Here is a 13292-nt window from a genome sequence, read left to right as displayed (position 1 = left end):
TGGTGCGCGATACTGGGATTGAACCAGTGACCTCTTCCGTGTCAGGGAAGCGCTCTCCCGCTGAGCTAATCGCGCGAGGTGGAGACGGGAATCGAACCCGTGTGCACGGCTTTGCAGGCCGTTGCCTCACCACTCGGCCACTCCACCATAAAAGGTCGAGTCCAACCTCTCGAGCGGATGACGGGATTCGAACCCGCGACCCTCACCTTGGCAAGGTGATGCGCTACCAGCTGCGCTACATCCGCATTCGCACCGGCGGGGCGTTTCCGCTTCCCCGGTGCGGTGAGAACATTAGCGGACCATTCGAGAAAGGCACAAATCAGCAGGTCAGCGGCGAAATATGGCAGACCTTCGGGTCGATTGCGCTGGTGAACGCCCGATGAATACCGGACCGACAGGCACGAACGGTTCTTTCCGGCGTCGGCGAAGCGGGCGGAAGCGAGGCGAAGTGGCGGGGCCGGCGGGGCTGGCGGCGGCGCGCCCATCGAGGCGCTCCTGGAAGTGATTCACCCACGTGCGCGCGTGCGCGCGAGCGCATGCCTGGGAGCGTGGCTGCTAGCGCCGTCCTGAGGACCTGGGTCGCGCGGTGACCGGCGCGCGGTCGGGTGCGATCGGTGAGCTTCGGTACTACGTCGAGGCGTCGCGGGCCCGGAAACGAATAACAACCAGGGGATTCGTGTTCGCGACAAGTGCGTGTTAGTGTTTCGTCTCGTTCGACCGCGAGTGGTTCGCGCGGTTCGGTCCCGTGGCTCAGTGGAAGAGCGTCCCGTTCACACCGGGAAGGTCGCTGGTTCGATCCCAGCCGGGACCACAGAAGATAACCAAGGTCGGGGTTCGCCACGGCTGATTGCAGAATCGCCCCTCTCCGAGGGGCGATTTTTGCGTTCGGGCGGAAATCGTGGATCTGGTCACCGCTACACCCATGTCGTGGGTCTGATTGCGTTCGCCAGGTCGACCAGCGTGTATCGGTGTGTGCGCTCGGCGGTGTTCCGGGCGAGCGTTCGCAGCGCCTCCTCGGCGCCGGCGCGCAGGCTGCGCTGGGTGAACTGGGCCCCCAGGATCAGAGGCAGCGCCGCCGACCGGCCGGACTCGAGCCAGTCCACTGCCACGCCGAGCACGTGCGCGCGCATCTGCAGTGCGCGAGGTTCCGTCTCCGGTAGCCGCTCGACCCGATCGGCCGCTTCCTTGAGATCCCGTTCGCTGATCTCGGCCACCGGTAGGCGACCGACCAGGACCAATACGGTCGTCAGCCGGGCCTCGCCGAAGTGTCGGGAGTCGGGCGGTACCTGGTCGAGTATCCGTACTGCGCCCTGCCGATCGCCGCGGGCCTCGAGCTGCCGCGCGAGACCGAACGCGGCACTGACCAGGCTGTGGTCCGTCTGCCATACGGTCCCGTAGTACCGCTCGGCCACCGCGCGCCACTGCTCGTCGACCACAGCCGGGGAGTCGGTGGACAGGCGGTTGTCGGTACGTCGGTCCAGGATCAGTTCGACGGTCCCGGCCAGTGCCAGCTTCGGTGCCAATTCGCCGGGCAACGCCGAGAGCACCGTGTCGAAACGGGAGAACGCCGCCTCGTACTCCCCGCGGAGCAGGTCGCACAGGCCCTGATACCAGCTGATCCGCCAGCGGCGCGGGTGTTCCCGGGCGAGCTCGGCCAGCCGATCAGCGGCCCGTTGCGCGTCGCCCAGATCGAGGTGGGCGCGAACCTCCATCAGGGGCAGTTCCAGGCTGCCCTCGAGTCGGCTGCGGGGAGCGGCGGCACTGCGTTCACGCGCCACGCGGAGGGTGCCGAGGAGTTCGCGCGGCGTGCTGTGCATCGCTGCGGTGAGTAGCGCGGCCCCGGGATCGGCGGGATCTGCCAGCGGAACGGGCAACGCTCGACCCATTGCGAGCGCGCTCGGGCGCCCGTGGTGGGGCCGGCCGTCGACGAACACATCCGTCCGACGGATAGTCAGGTCGGTGCCGAAGCTCCCGCGTGGGGGGCTGAATTGCTGCGACAGTCCCGGTCGTGGCCGGCCGGACTCCCTGGACGTTATCTCGCGCAGGAGCGCGGTCAACTGGGTGGACATCTCGTCGATCGACGAGAAGCGTTGGGCCGGGTCCGGATTCGTGGCCCGCCGCAGCATGCGGTAGTACGCCTCGTACTGCTGGAACAGTGGTTCGTGGGCTGGATCGGGCAGGCCGTCGAGGTAGCGGCCCTGCTTCGTCGGCAGCGCAACGGTGAGCGACGCGAGGGTGCGCCCGACGGTGTAGATGTCGCTCGCCACGGTGGGCCCGGTCGCCACGATCTCGGGCGCCTGGAAGCCGGGGGTTCCATAGATGAATCCGCAGTCCTCGAACCCGGCGACGGCGCCCATGTCGATCAGTTTGACCTGCCCCTCGCTGACCATGATGTTGTCGGGCTTGAGGTCGTTGTAGATCAGCCCGATCGAGTGCAGGTAGCTCAATGCCGGCAGGATCTCCAGGATGTAGCCGAGGGTCAGGTCGAGCGGCAGCATCCGTGTCGGTCCGACCTCGTCCGCGCTGGTGCGGAGCAGGTCCTTGAGTGTGGTGCCGCCGATGTACTCCATCACGATGTACCCGACGGGGGAGCCGTCCGCGTCGGGATGCTCGACGAAATTGAAGATCTTGACGATGCTCGGATGGGTGACCTCGGCGAGGAAGCGCCGTTCGGCGACCGTCACCGCCTGGGCCTTCGGATCGGCCGCATGCAGCAGTCCTTTGAGTACCACCCAGCGATCGTCGACATTTCGGTCGATGGCGATATAGATCCAGCCGACACCGCCGTGGGCGATGCAGCCCTGCACCTCGTACTGTCCGGCCACCAATTCGCCTGGTTCGAGCCGCGGACCGAACGAGAAACCGGTGCCGCAATTCGCGCACACACCCCGGGTCGGCGCCGTCGCGTCTGCCTGCGTGCGTCCGACAGGGTTGCGGCACTTGGTGCAGTAGCGTTTGTCCTCCGCCAGCACCGGATTGCTGAGCACCGCGGACGAGGGATCGAGCGCCGCGATGACGGGGATCTCGACCAGTCCGTCGCCGATGGTTCGGTGACCCGAGGTGACGCGGGGCCCGCCACGTTGTCCGGCTCGTCTCGACCTGGGGGGCGGCGGCACAGCACCTGTCGCGCCAGCGGTGGTGGCGGCGTCACGGGCGGTCGCCGCAGTGTCGGGAGTGGTCGCAGCAGTATCGGCGGCGGTGGTGTCCGGGGGTTCGGCGCGATCGGTGGCGGCGCTGTCGGCTGTGCCTTCCGTTGGCGGAGTCATCCGGTCAGTCCTGATAGTGGGGTGCGGGGGGACCGGGCGACGGCCCGAGCGCAGTGAGCCAACGGTTGTAGATCTGCGTCCACGTTCCGTCCTTCCTGATGCGCTCGAGCGTGCCGTTGACAGAGCGCACCAGGTCGTCGTCGTTCTTGTTCATGCCGATGCCGTACGGCGCGACCTCCATGACGGGGCCGACGATCTCCAGCGTCGGATCCTGCACCGCCATACCGAGCAGGAGGCCGTCGTCGGTGCTCACCGCATCTACCTGCCCTTGCTGGATGGCGACCAGGCAGTCACCCCAGTCGACCACGCTGACGATTTCGACGTCGGGCACTTCCCGCTGCACGGCGTACACCGCGGGGGTGTCGGCCACGGAACACACCCGCTTGCCCGCCAGGTCCGCCGGTTCGCTGATCGCGGAGTTCCGCGGCACGAGCAACCGCTGATGGGCCTCGAAATACTGGGTGGAGAAGGCGATCTGTTCAGCCCTGGCACAGGTCATCGTCGTGGACATGATGAACATGTCGACATCGGAAGTCTGTACCGACTTGATCCGGTCGGCCGGGTTGATCAGCCGGAACTCGACCTTCGCGGGGTCGCCGAGCAGATCACGGGCGACTTCGTGTGCAATGTCCACGTCGAAGCCCTCGAGCGTGCCGGTGGCGGGGTCGCGGTTGCTGAACAGGTAGTTGCGCTGGTCGACTCCGATGATCACCTTCCCCCGCGCGACGATCTCAGACACGGTGCCTCCGGGAGGAATGACGCCGGGCGGACTCGGGCGCAGGCTGGCGGTGGCATCGCAGTCCGCGACCCCGGGGACGGTCGTCGTCGGGGGAGGGACGATCGTCGCCGCGCTCGGCAGGGGCAGCGTGGTGTAGGTGCCGACAGGCGTCGGCGGCGGGGGGTGGGCGTCGGCGCATCCGACCAGCACACTTGCGCCGACCGCGCAGGCAACCGTCAACCAGCGACGTCCTTTCGGCCGCCGCGCGATGTTCGCGATGCTTCGTGCCGTCATGCTCATCATGTGGCCCCTGAAACCGTGGCCTTCTTCATCAGTTGTACTCGCTTTGTCACTGGTACTCGCTCAAACGGGGCCAGATGCCGGCGCCGACGGCGAATCCGCACAGCACGCCGAGCGTCGCACCGCCGACGTCGAGGTGGCTCAGCGACGAGGAGGAGCGCGCGATGTACTCGCTGGACTGCCCCCGCAGGCTCGCAATCCCACTTTCCAACGTGTCGTCGAGCCGGGTGAACTGCGCCGCCGCATCGTGCGGCCCGCCGCCCACTGCGACGTCGACCGCGCCGACGTAGTCTCCCGCGCCGAGTCGTTGGCGCTGGTCCCGGTGGGCGCTCTCCCAGCCGTCGAGCGCGGCGATGGCGTCGTTCAGCTGGGCATCCGCCGCATCGTTCTGTGCGGTCGTGGCCCGGAAACCGTCGAGTATCCGGGCGAGTTCCGCGGTGTGTTGGGCATATTCCTGTTCGCTCTGAGTGTCGGAATCCCGACGGAGCAGACCCAAGGTCTCGTCGGCGCGGGCCTGCTGGGCCAGGATTCGCGCCCGAACGAGCGCGTCCATCGACTCGGCGGACGCCATCTCGTTTGCGCTGGCGTTGGCCGAGAGCAGTCCGGCGATCGACAGCCAGATCGCCAGCAGGGCCATCAACGCCGAGGCCACGATCAGGCCCGGATTGAAACGGCGATGGCTGAGCCTGGTCAAATACATCTGGGCGCCGATCAGCGCGACCAGCGTGAACATACACAGCGCGATCGCGGTCCACGGCGGCCGAGCAAGGCTCTGTTGGGTGTTCGCTTGGGCGTCGGCCTGTTTGGTGTACAGATGCTGCGCCGCCGGCAGCATGGTGTCGTGCATCAGCGCGGAAGACTCGTTGATGTACGAGACCCCGACCGCGTTTCCGACCCGGCTGTTCGCACGTGCAGTAGAGGCGATTCCGGTGTACGTGGACAGGCCTCTGGAGATCTCCGCGAGCAACTCCTGCGACTGCGTGTCGTTCGCCGAGATGCCGTTCGCCGCCGAGATCAGTGCGGTCGACGCCTCGCCGATCGCCTGACGGTAGCGGTATCGGATGGCCTGCGGTGCCACTCTGCCCGAGAGGAACCCTGCCGTGGCGGCCGCATCCGCGATCGACAGCGAGCTGTAGAGCTCCTGGGCGGAGTTGGTGAGTGGCCCTGTCTCCAGATGCAGGGTGTCGATCCGCTTCTCGCGGGCGACGATCGCGACGGAAGTCAGGGCGCCCGCGAGGAGCACGATCGTGATCAACCCCACCCCGATGAGCGCCAGCTTGCCGGGCGTGGAGGAGACCAACCCGCGCGCCGACCGAGGACTGGGCTCGGGATCGATGAGACGCGTTTCGTCGAGAGTTGGGCCTGGACCGGCCGTGCCGGAACCGCGGCGGAGAAACACCGGCGTCACTCCTCCCGGGCGGTGAGGGTTCGACTTCCGACGGTGGCGATCCAATCCGCGTGATTCACCGCCGACGGTCGGGAGATGCGACAACGAATACGTGGCCGGGTCTGCCCGTACCCATCTTCCTACCGTCGGCGCCGTGGCGGGTGGATCCGGTCGACCATCGCCGTCGGTACGCTGGATCTGTCGGTAGGTCGACTGGCAGAAAACTCGAAGCGACGGTGGGTGTGGACGTGTGGGTGACCGAACTGTGAACGACCGAACGGTCGGCGGGAAGGCCGGCGCCGGGTCGGGCCACGACGGCTTCCATCCGATCGAGGCACTCGAAGAAGTCGAGAACCGCTGGCGCCGTCGACGCCGGCGGATCGCCGCGAACACCTCACTGAATCTCGCCTACCGGATCGGTGTCGGGATCGTCGGTCTCCTCGTTCTCTCGGCCGGAATCGTGGCAATTCCGTACCCCGGGCCGGGTTGGCTGATCGTCTTCGCCGGGCTGGGCATCCTCGCGTCCGAATTCGCGTGGGCGCACCGATTGCTGCACTGGGTACGCGCTCGCTACGACCGCTTCATGGTGTGGTTCTCGCGCCAGTCCGTCGTCATCAAGGCACTCGGCGTGCTCTTCACCACGATCGTCGTCATCGCGACTCTGTGGGTGCTCGGCACGTTCGGCCTGATCGGAACGTGGGTGGGGCTCGATCAGTCGTGGTTGGAGAGCCCCCTGTAGCCGTCTGTCGGCGCGACGGCGGGACGGTGCCACTGATGGCGACGCGGTGCCGATAACATGGGATCGCCCCTCATCCCGGGGCACACCCTCATACCTAGGAGCGCATCGCCGTGACCACGCCCGCATCCGCCACCCCAGCCGCACGCGTCCGAGTGCCCGCCGGGACGACCGCGGGCACGGCGGTGCGCGAGGCCGGACTGCCCGGTAAGGGCTCCGACGCCGTCGTCGTCGTCCGCGATGCCGAGGGTCAGCTCAAGGACCTGTCCTGGATTCCCGACGTCGACGTCGAGGTCGAGGCGGTTGCCGCCGACACCGAGGACGGCCGCAGCGTGATCCGGCACTCGGCCGCGCACGTCCTCGCGCAGGCCGTGCAGCAGGAGTTCCCCGAGGCCAAGCTCGGCATCGGCCCGCCGATCAAGGACGGCTTCTACTACGACTTCCAGGTGGACCGCCCGTTCACGCCGGAGGATCTGGCGAAGCTCGAGAAGCGGATGAAGAAGATCATCAAGGATGCGCAGCGCTTCTCCCGCCGCGTCGTCGACGACATCGAGGACGCCCGCACCGAACTCGCGAACGAGCCGTTCAAGCTCGAGCTCATCAGCGACAAGTCGGGCATCGACGACCCCGAGGTCATGGAGGTCGGCGGCAACGAGCTGACGATCTACGACAACCTCAATCCGCGCACCGGCGAGGTGATCTGGAAGGACCTGTGCCGCGGCCCGCACATCCCGACCACGAAGTACATCCCGGCGTTCAAGATCACCCGCAGCTCGGCCGCGTACTGGCGCGGTGATCAGAGCCGTGAGGACCTGCAGCGCGTCTACGGCACGGCGTGGGAGTCGACCGAAGCGCTCGACAAGCACCTCGAGCTGCTCGCCGAGGCCGAGCGTCGCGACCACCGCAAGCTCGGTGCCGAGCTGGACCTGTTCTCCTTCCCCGACGAGCTGGGCTCCGGCCTGCCGGTGTTCCACCCCAAGGGCGGCATCATCCGTCAGGAGATGGAGAACTACTCCCGCCAGCGCCACGTGCAGGAGGGCTACGAGTTCGTCTACTCGCCGCACATCACCAAGGGACATCTGTACGAGGTCTCCGGTCACCTCGACTGGTACCGCGACGGCATGTTCCCGGCGATGCACATCGACGAGGAACTCAACGAGGACGGCACGGTGCGCAAGCCGGGCCAGGACTACTACCTCAAGCCGATGAACTGCCCGATGCACAACCTGGTCTTCGGGTCGCGTGGCCGTTCGTACCGCGAGCTGCCGCTGCGGCTGTTCGAGTTCGGTTCGGTGTACCGCTACGAGAAGTCCGGCGTCGTGCACGGCCTCACTCGCGTCCGCGGCATGACGCAGGACGACGCGCACATCTACTGCACCAAGGAGCAGATGCGCGACGAGCTGACCACGACGCTGAAGTTCGTGCTGGGCCTGCTCAAGGACTACGGCCTCGACGACTTCTACCTGGAGCTGTCGACCAAGAACCCCGACAAGTTCGTGGGCGACGACGCGCTGTGGGAAGAGGCGACCGAGACGCTGCGCGAGGTCGGTGAGGCGTCCGGGCTGAACCTGGTGCCGGATCCGGGCGGAGCCGCGTTCTACGGCCCCAAGATCTCCGTGCAGGTGCAGGACGCACTGGGCCGCAGCTGGCAGATGTCGACCATTCAGCTCGACTTCAACCTGCCCGAGCGGTTCGACCTCGAGTTCACCGGTTCGGACGGCACCAAGCAGCGACCGGTGATGATCCACCGCGCGCTGTTCGGCTCGATCGAGCGGTTCTTCGGCGTGCTCACCGAGCACTACGCGGGCGCGTTCCCGGCGTGGCTCGCGCCCGTCCAGGTGGTCGGTATCCCGGTCGCCGAGGCGTTCGAGGATCACCTGTTCGACGTCGTCAAGCAGCTCAAGGCCGCCGGCGTTCGGGCCGACGTGGACGTCAGCGACGACCGCATGCAGAAGAAGATCCGGAACCACACCACCCAGAAGGTGCCGTTCATGCTGCTCGCGGGCGAGCGGGACGTCGAGGCGGGCGCGGTCAGCTTCCGCTTCCGTGACGGCACCCAGGTCAACGGCGTACCGGTCGCGGATGCGGTCGAGACGATCGTGTCGTGGATCGGCCGTCGCGAGAACGCCTCGCCCACAGCCGAACTCGTCGGCGGTGCCCAGTGACCGAGCAGTCGAACGGCACCAACGAAGCCGGTGCGCTCGTCGACACGGGTCCGGGTGACCCGGATCGGCTGCAGCGGCTGTGGTCGCCGCACCGCATGTCGTACATCGCGGAGGCGCCCAAGACGTCCAGCACGAGCGAGGGCCCGTTCAGCGAGATCCCGAAGATGAGCGACGAAGAGGGGCTCATCGTCGCTCGTGGCGAGTCGGTGTACGCGGTGCTCAACCTGTACCCGTACAACCCCGGTCACCTGATGGTGGTGCCGTACCGGCGGGTCGCGGCGATCGAGGATCTGACGCCGGAGGAGAGCGCCGAGCTGATGGCGTTCACGCAGAAGGCGATCCGGGTCATCAAGCGGGTCTCGCGTCCGGACGGCTTCAACGTAGGACTCAATCTCGGGGCGGCGGCCGGAGGTTCGCTGGCCGAGCACCTGCACCAGCACATCGTTCCGCGCTGGGGTGGGGACGCGAACTTCATCACCATCCTCGGGGGTGCGAAGGTGATGCCGCAGTTGCTGCGCGAGACGCGTGCGCTGCTCGCGGGGGCCTGGAGCGAGTGATCGACAGAGTCGGCCGGGTCCCTCGGGGATTCGGAATGGCAGGATCGGAAGCCGGGTCCGACAGGGCCCGGCACCTCTACCGGTGGCGAGAGGGGGGAGCGGAATGCTGAGTTTCTTCGGCCGTGCGTCGGTGTCCAAGGTGACGGCGCCGATGGGTCAGGCACTGGTGAAGACCGGGCTGACGCCGGACACGGTGACGGTGATCGGCACCGTCGCGAGTATCGCGGGTGCGCTCACGCTCTTCCCGTCCGGTCATTTGTTCTGGGGAACCATCTTCATCTGGTTCTTCGTGATGTTCGACATGCTCGACGGTGCCATGGCGCGTGCCCGAGGGGGCGGCACGCGCTACGGGGCGGTGCTCGATGCCACGTGCGACCGGATCGCCGACGGCGCGATCTTCGCCGGTCTGGCGTGGTGGGCCGTCTACCACGAGAACAGCAAGAGCCTGCTGATCGCGACATTGATCTGCCTCGTGAGCTCGCAGGTGATCTCGTACGCGAAGGCGCGGGCGGAGGCCAGCGGCCTGTCCGCGGACGGTGGGCTCATCGAGCGTCCGGACCGGTTGATCATCGTGCTCGTCGGTGCCGGACTCACCGGTATCGCAGGACATTTCGACATCGGCTGGTTGCACTGGGCGGTCTACGTCGCGATGTGGATCCTCGCCGTCGCGAGCATCATCACCGTCTTCCAGCGTGTCCTCGCGGTACGTAATTCGGCGGGTGCGCGGGATCTGCTGCCGATCGCACCGAAGGGTGTCGACGAGAAGCCCGGTGGCGGAGAGGAATCCGCGTCGTGAGTTTCTCGGAACGGGTGACGGATCTCGGCTACGCGACGGGGTGGCGCGTCGTCCGAGCCCTGCCCGAGCGGGTGGCAACGGCATTGTTCGACGCGGGTGCCGACTTCGCGGCACGCCGGAACGGTGGCCCGCAGCAGTTGCGCCGGAACCTCGCTCGGGTGCTGGGTGTGCCAGCCGAGGACGTGCCGGACGAGGTGATCCGGGACTCCCTCCGGTCGTACGCCCGCTACTGGCGGGAAGCGTTCCGCCTGCCGTCGATGGATCTGGAGGCGACCGCGGCGGCGATCGATTCGAGTGTCGAGGGTCAGGAGTACCTCGAACACGCGATGGCCCAGGGCCGCGGTGCGGTACTGGCCTTGCCACACACCGGCAACTGGGACATGGCCGGCGTGTGGTGCACCCAGAACTGGGGTGGTCTGTCGACCGTGGCCGAACGCCTGAAGCCGGAGTCGCTGTACCAGCGCTTCGTCGACTACCGCGAGGGGCTCGGATTCGAGATCTTCCCACTCAGCGGTGGCGAGACCCCGCCGTTCGGCGAGCTCGCGGCACGCCTGCGGGACAACAAGATCGTGTGCCTGCTCGGCGAGCGGGACCTGGCCGCCAGGGGAGTTCCGGTCACGTTCTTCGGTGAACCGACCCGGATGCCCGCCGGGCCGGCGAAGCTCGCGATCGAAACCGGTGCGGCCCTGTTGCCCGTGCACTGCTGGTTCACGGACGACGGTTGGGGTTTCTCGGTCGATCCGCCGATCGACGTCTCGGGCGGGCTGAGCGCCGCCACCCAGGCGTTGGCGTCGCGTTTCGAGACGAACATCGCGGCGCACCCGGCAGACTGGCACATGCTCCAACCGCTGTGGTTGGACGACCTGTCGGCAGCCCGCCGGGCCCGGATGGAGTCGCGATGAAGATCGGCATGGTCTGCCCGTACTCCTTCGACGTTCCGGGCGGTGTGCAGGCGCACGTCGTCGAACTGGCACAGGTGCTGATCGAACGCGGTCACAAGGTGAGCGTCCTCGCGCCGGCGTCCGAGGGCACCGAACTCCCGGATTTCGTGGTCTCGGCCGGTCGGGCCGTCGCGATTCCCTACAACGGTTCGGTGGCCCGACTGACGTTCGGCCCCGTCTCCTATGCGCGGGTGCGCCGCTGGATCGCCGACAACGATTTCGACGTGCTCCACATCCACGAACCCAACGCGCCGAGCCTGTCGATGCTCGCAATGAAGATCGCGGAGGGGCCGATCGTCGCGACGTTCCACACGTCCACCACGAAATCGTTGGTGCTCAGCACTTTCCAGGGCGTCCTACAGCCCTATCTCGAGAAGATCAGCGGCCGGATCGCGGTGTCGGAACTGGCGCGTCGCTGGCAGGTCGAGTCGCTCGGCTCCGATGCGGTGGAGATCCCGAACGGCGTGGATGTGCCGGCGTTCGCGAACGCCGTACCGCTGCCCGGCTATCCGCGCCCCGGCAAGACGGTCCTGTTCCTCGGACGCTACGACGAATCCCGCAAGGGCATGGCGGTGTTGTTGGGGGCGCTGCCGACGCTCGCCGAGAAGTACCCGGACATCGAGATTCTCGTGGTGGGTCGCGGCGACGAGGACAAACTCCGCAAGGAAGCCGGACGGTACGCCCGGCACCTGCGCCTGCTCGGGCAGGTGAGCGACGCGGAGAAGGCGTCGGCGCTGCGCAGCGCCGACGTGTACTGCGCGCCCAACCTCGGCGGCGAGAGCTTCGGCATCGTGCTGGTGGAGGCGATGGCCGCCGGGACCCCGGTCGTGGCCAGCGAACTGGACGCGTTCCGCCGGGTGCTGCGCGACGGCACCGCGGGCCTGTTGGTGCCGGTCGGCGACTCGGTGTCGCTCGCCGCCGCGATCGACGGCGTCCTCGGCGACGACGGCCGCCGTCGCGCGCTCACCGACGTGGCGAGTGTGGTGGTGGCCGAGTACGACTGGCCGGTGGTCGCCGAGCAGATCCTGCGGGTCTACGAGACGGTCACCGTCGGCGGCAGCGGCGTCCGTGAGGTTCGCTCGTGACATTCTCCGCGATGACGATCCTGATCCTCGCGCTGGTTGCCGCGGTGATCGTGACGGTCGGGGCGTGGGCCTATGCGACCGCCAATCGGCTCGACCGGTTGCACGTGCGCTCCGATCTGTCCTGGCAGGCCCTCGATGCCGCGCTCGCGCGCCGGGCCGTCGTGGTCCGCGCGATCGCGTCGGCGATGACGTCCACCTCGGTCGAGGGCAAGCGACTGTCGGCGTTGGCGGACCAGGCCGAACGGGCGGACCGGGCGCATCGAGAGGTCGCCGAGAACGCGCTGTCCGGCGCTCTGACGGCGCTCGACACCCATCGTCTGCGACCCCAGCTGGTCGCCGAGCTGGCCGACGCCGAGGCGCGGGTACTGATCGCGCGGCGCTTCCACAACGACGCCGTGCGCGACACCCTCGCCCTGCGCACGCGCCGACCGGTGCGGTGGCTCCACCTGGGCGGTACCGCACCGCTGCCGACGTACTTCGAGATCGCCGAACGGTCCGAGCCGTCGGGGCTCGAGCTCGCCGAGGTCCGGACCTCGGCGCGGGTGGTGCTGCTCGACCGCAACGGTCGGGTCCTGCTCATGCGGGGCCACGATCCCGCGACCCCCGAGGTGTCGTTCTGGTTCACGATCGGCGGTGCCGTGGAGACGGGGGAGACCCTCCGTGCGGCGGCGGTGCGGGAGATCGAGGAGGAGACCGGTCGTGTGGTCCCGCCGGACGCCCTGCGCGGTCCGTTGTGGCGGCGCGTCGCGATCTTCCCGTTCGCGGGTGAACTGATCCGGTCCGAGGAACTGTTCTTCGCCGCGCAGACTGACGAGTTCGTCCCGCACCGAGGCGGATTCACCGAACTGGAACAGCGCACGATCAGCGAACACCGGTGGTGCACCGGGGCCGAGATCCGCGCGATCCAGAACGGTGGGGAGGCGGTGTATCCGCAGGATCTGCCCGATCTGCTGGAGGAGGCGAACATGGCGGTTATCCGGATCGAGGAACCCGAGGTTCGCGCGATCCGGTGATGTGACCGACGCCACAGCAAGCCAGCTATCGGGCACTGGATATGGGTGGTTCCGCGACGGCGTCCTAGAATTGCCAATGCGCTGCGGTGCCGCGACGGCCCGTCAGCGTCAGAAGTGTCAGATCTTCATCCGAAGCCGGCGAGAACCCAGGAGTTTGCTGTGAGCACCCCCGACACCACCCCCACTACCGGCACTGCACGCGTCAAGCGGGGCATGGCCGAGATGCTCAAGGGCGGCGTCATCATGGACGTGGTCACCGCCGAGCAGGCCAAGATCGCCGAGGACGCCGGCGCTGTCGCGGTCATGGCGCTCGAGCGTGTGCCCGCCG

General features: G+C 67.7%; 10 protein-coding genes, 4 tRNA genes and 1 pseudogene. 9 read left to right on the top strand and 6 right to left on the bottom strand.

The annotated features are described in order from the left end of the window. From DEU38_RS25525 to DEU38_RS25515, 3 genes are all read right to left on the bottom strand, one after another. Positions 1 to 75: transfer RNA gene (locus DEU38_RS25525), tRNA-Val, on the bottom strand. A gap of 1 nt (position 76) precedes the next feature. Beyond that, positions 77 to 147: transfer RNA gene (locus DEU38_RS25520), tRNA-Cys, on the bottom strand. A 25-nt stretch (positions 148 to 172) separates the two neighbouring features. Further along, positions 173 to 245 (bottom strand) — tRNA-Gly (locus DEU38_RS25515). Positions 246 to 739: 494 nt separating this feature from the next. Here DEU38_RS25515 and DEU38_RS25510 point away from each other — a divergent pair. After that, a tRNA-Val gene (locus DEU38_RS25510) sits at positions 740 to 811 on the top strand. 103 nt (positions 812 to 914) lie between these two features. Here the strand turns inward: DEU38_RS25510 and DEU38_RS25505 are convergent. The 3 genes from DEU38_RS25505 to DEU38_RS25495 are packed head-to-tail and all read right to left on the bottom strand — an operon-like array spanning position 915 to position 5584. Further along, a complete protein-coding gene (locus DEU38_RS25505) occupies positions 915 to 3266 on the bottom strand; it encodes a serine/threonine-protein kinase (protein WP_114724177.1) in 2352 nt (783 codons plus the stop codon). 4 nt (positions 3267 to 3270) lie between these two features. Further along, positions 3271 to 4278, bottom strand: a complete 1008-nt coding sequence (locus DEU38_RS25500; protein WP_258558161.1) for a glutamate ABC transporter substrate-binding protein — start codon at positions 4276 to 4278, stop codon at positions 3271 to 3273. Positions 4279 to 4333: 55 nt separating this feature from the next. Further along, positions 4334 to 5584, bottom strand: coding sequence for a hypothetical protein (locus tag DEU38_RS25495; RefSeq protein ID WP_258558160.1), 1251 nt, complete (start codon positions 5582 to 5584; stop codon positions 4334 to 4336). A 415-nt stretch (positions 5585 to 5999) separates the two neighbouring features. Between DEU38_RS25495 and DEU38_RS25490 the strand changes: the two genes are divergently transcribed. The 8 genes and pseudogenes from DEU38_RS25490 to DEU38_RS25455 form a co-directional block, all read left to right on the top strand. Continuing rightward, positions 6000 to 6410 carry a TIGR02611 family protein gene (locus DEU38_RS25490; RefSeq protein WP_174914651.1) on the top strand — a complete coding sequence of 137 codons (411 nt, stop codon included), beginning with the start codon at positions 6000 to 6002 and terminating at the stop codon, positions 6408 to 6410. A 110-nt stretch (positions 6411 to 6520) separates the two neighbouring features. After that, on the top strand, positions 6521 to 8572 hold the full coding sequence (gene thrS, locus DEU38_RS25485; protein WP_114724174.1) for a threonine--tRNA ligase: 2052 nt from the start codon (positions 6521 to 6523) through the stop codon (positions 8570 to 8572). Beyond that, positions 8569 to 9129, top strand: a complete 561-nt coding sequence (locus DEU38_RS25480; protein WP_114724173.1) for an HIT domain-containing protein — start codon at positions 8569 to 8571, stop codon at positions 9127 to 9129. The genes thrS and DEU38_RS25480 overlap by 4 nt, the downstream gene beginning before the upstream one ends. A gap of 103 nt (positions 9130 to 9232) precedes the next feature. Then, positions 9233 to 9925: a phosphatidylinositol phosphate synthase gene (gene pgsA / locus DEU38_RS25475; RefSeq protein WP_114724172.1), complete on the top strand. Its 693-nt coding sequence runs from the start codon at positions 9233 to 9235 to the stop codon at positions 9923 to 9925. Then, positions 9922 to 10827: a phosphatidylinositol mannoside acyltransferase gene (locus DEU38_RS25470; protein WP_114724171.1), complete on the top strand. Its 906-nt coding sequence runs from the start codon at positions 9922 to 9924 to the stop codon at positions 10825 to 10827. Before pgsA ends, DEU38_RS25470 begins: the two co-directional genes overlap by 4 nt. Further along, positions 10824 to 11951 carry a glycosyltransferase family 4 protein gene (locus DEU38_RS25465; protein WP_114724170.1) on the top strand — a complete coding sequence of 376 codons (1128 nt, stop codon included), beginning with the start codon at positions 10824 to 10826 and terminating at the stop codon, positions 11949 to 11951. The genes DEU38_RS25470 and DEU38_RS25465 overlap by 4 nt, the downstream gene beginning before the upstream one ends. Beyond that, positions 11948 to 12964, top strand: coding sequence for an NUDIX domain-containing protein (locus DEU38_RS25460; RefSeq protein WP_114724169.1), 1017 nt, complete (start codon positions 11948 to 11950; stop codon positions 12962 to 12964). Before DEU38_RS25465 ends, DEU38_RS25460 begins: the two co-directional genes overlap by 4 nt. Positions 12965 to 13123: 159 nt before the next feature. Then, positions 13124 to 13292, top strand: a pseudogene (locus DEU38_RS25455) (pyridoxal 5'-phosphate synthase lyase subunit PdxS); the annotation flags it as partial.

This window comes from Rhodococcus sp. AG1013, assembly GCF_003350365.1.
In the GTDB taxonomy this organism is placed as follows: domain Bacteria; phylum Actinomycetota; class Actinomycetes; order Mycobacteriales; family Mycobacteriaceae; genus Prescottella.
The sequence above is the reverse complement of the archived record's forward strand: the minus strand, read 5'-3'. Positions and strand labels throughout refer to the sequence as shown.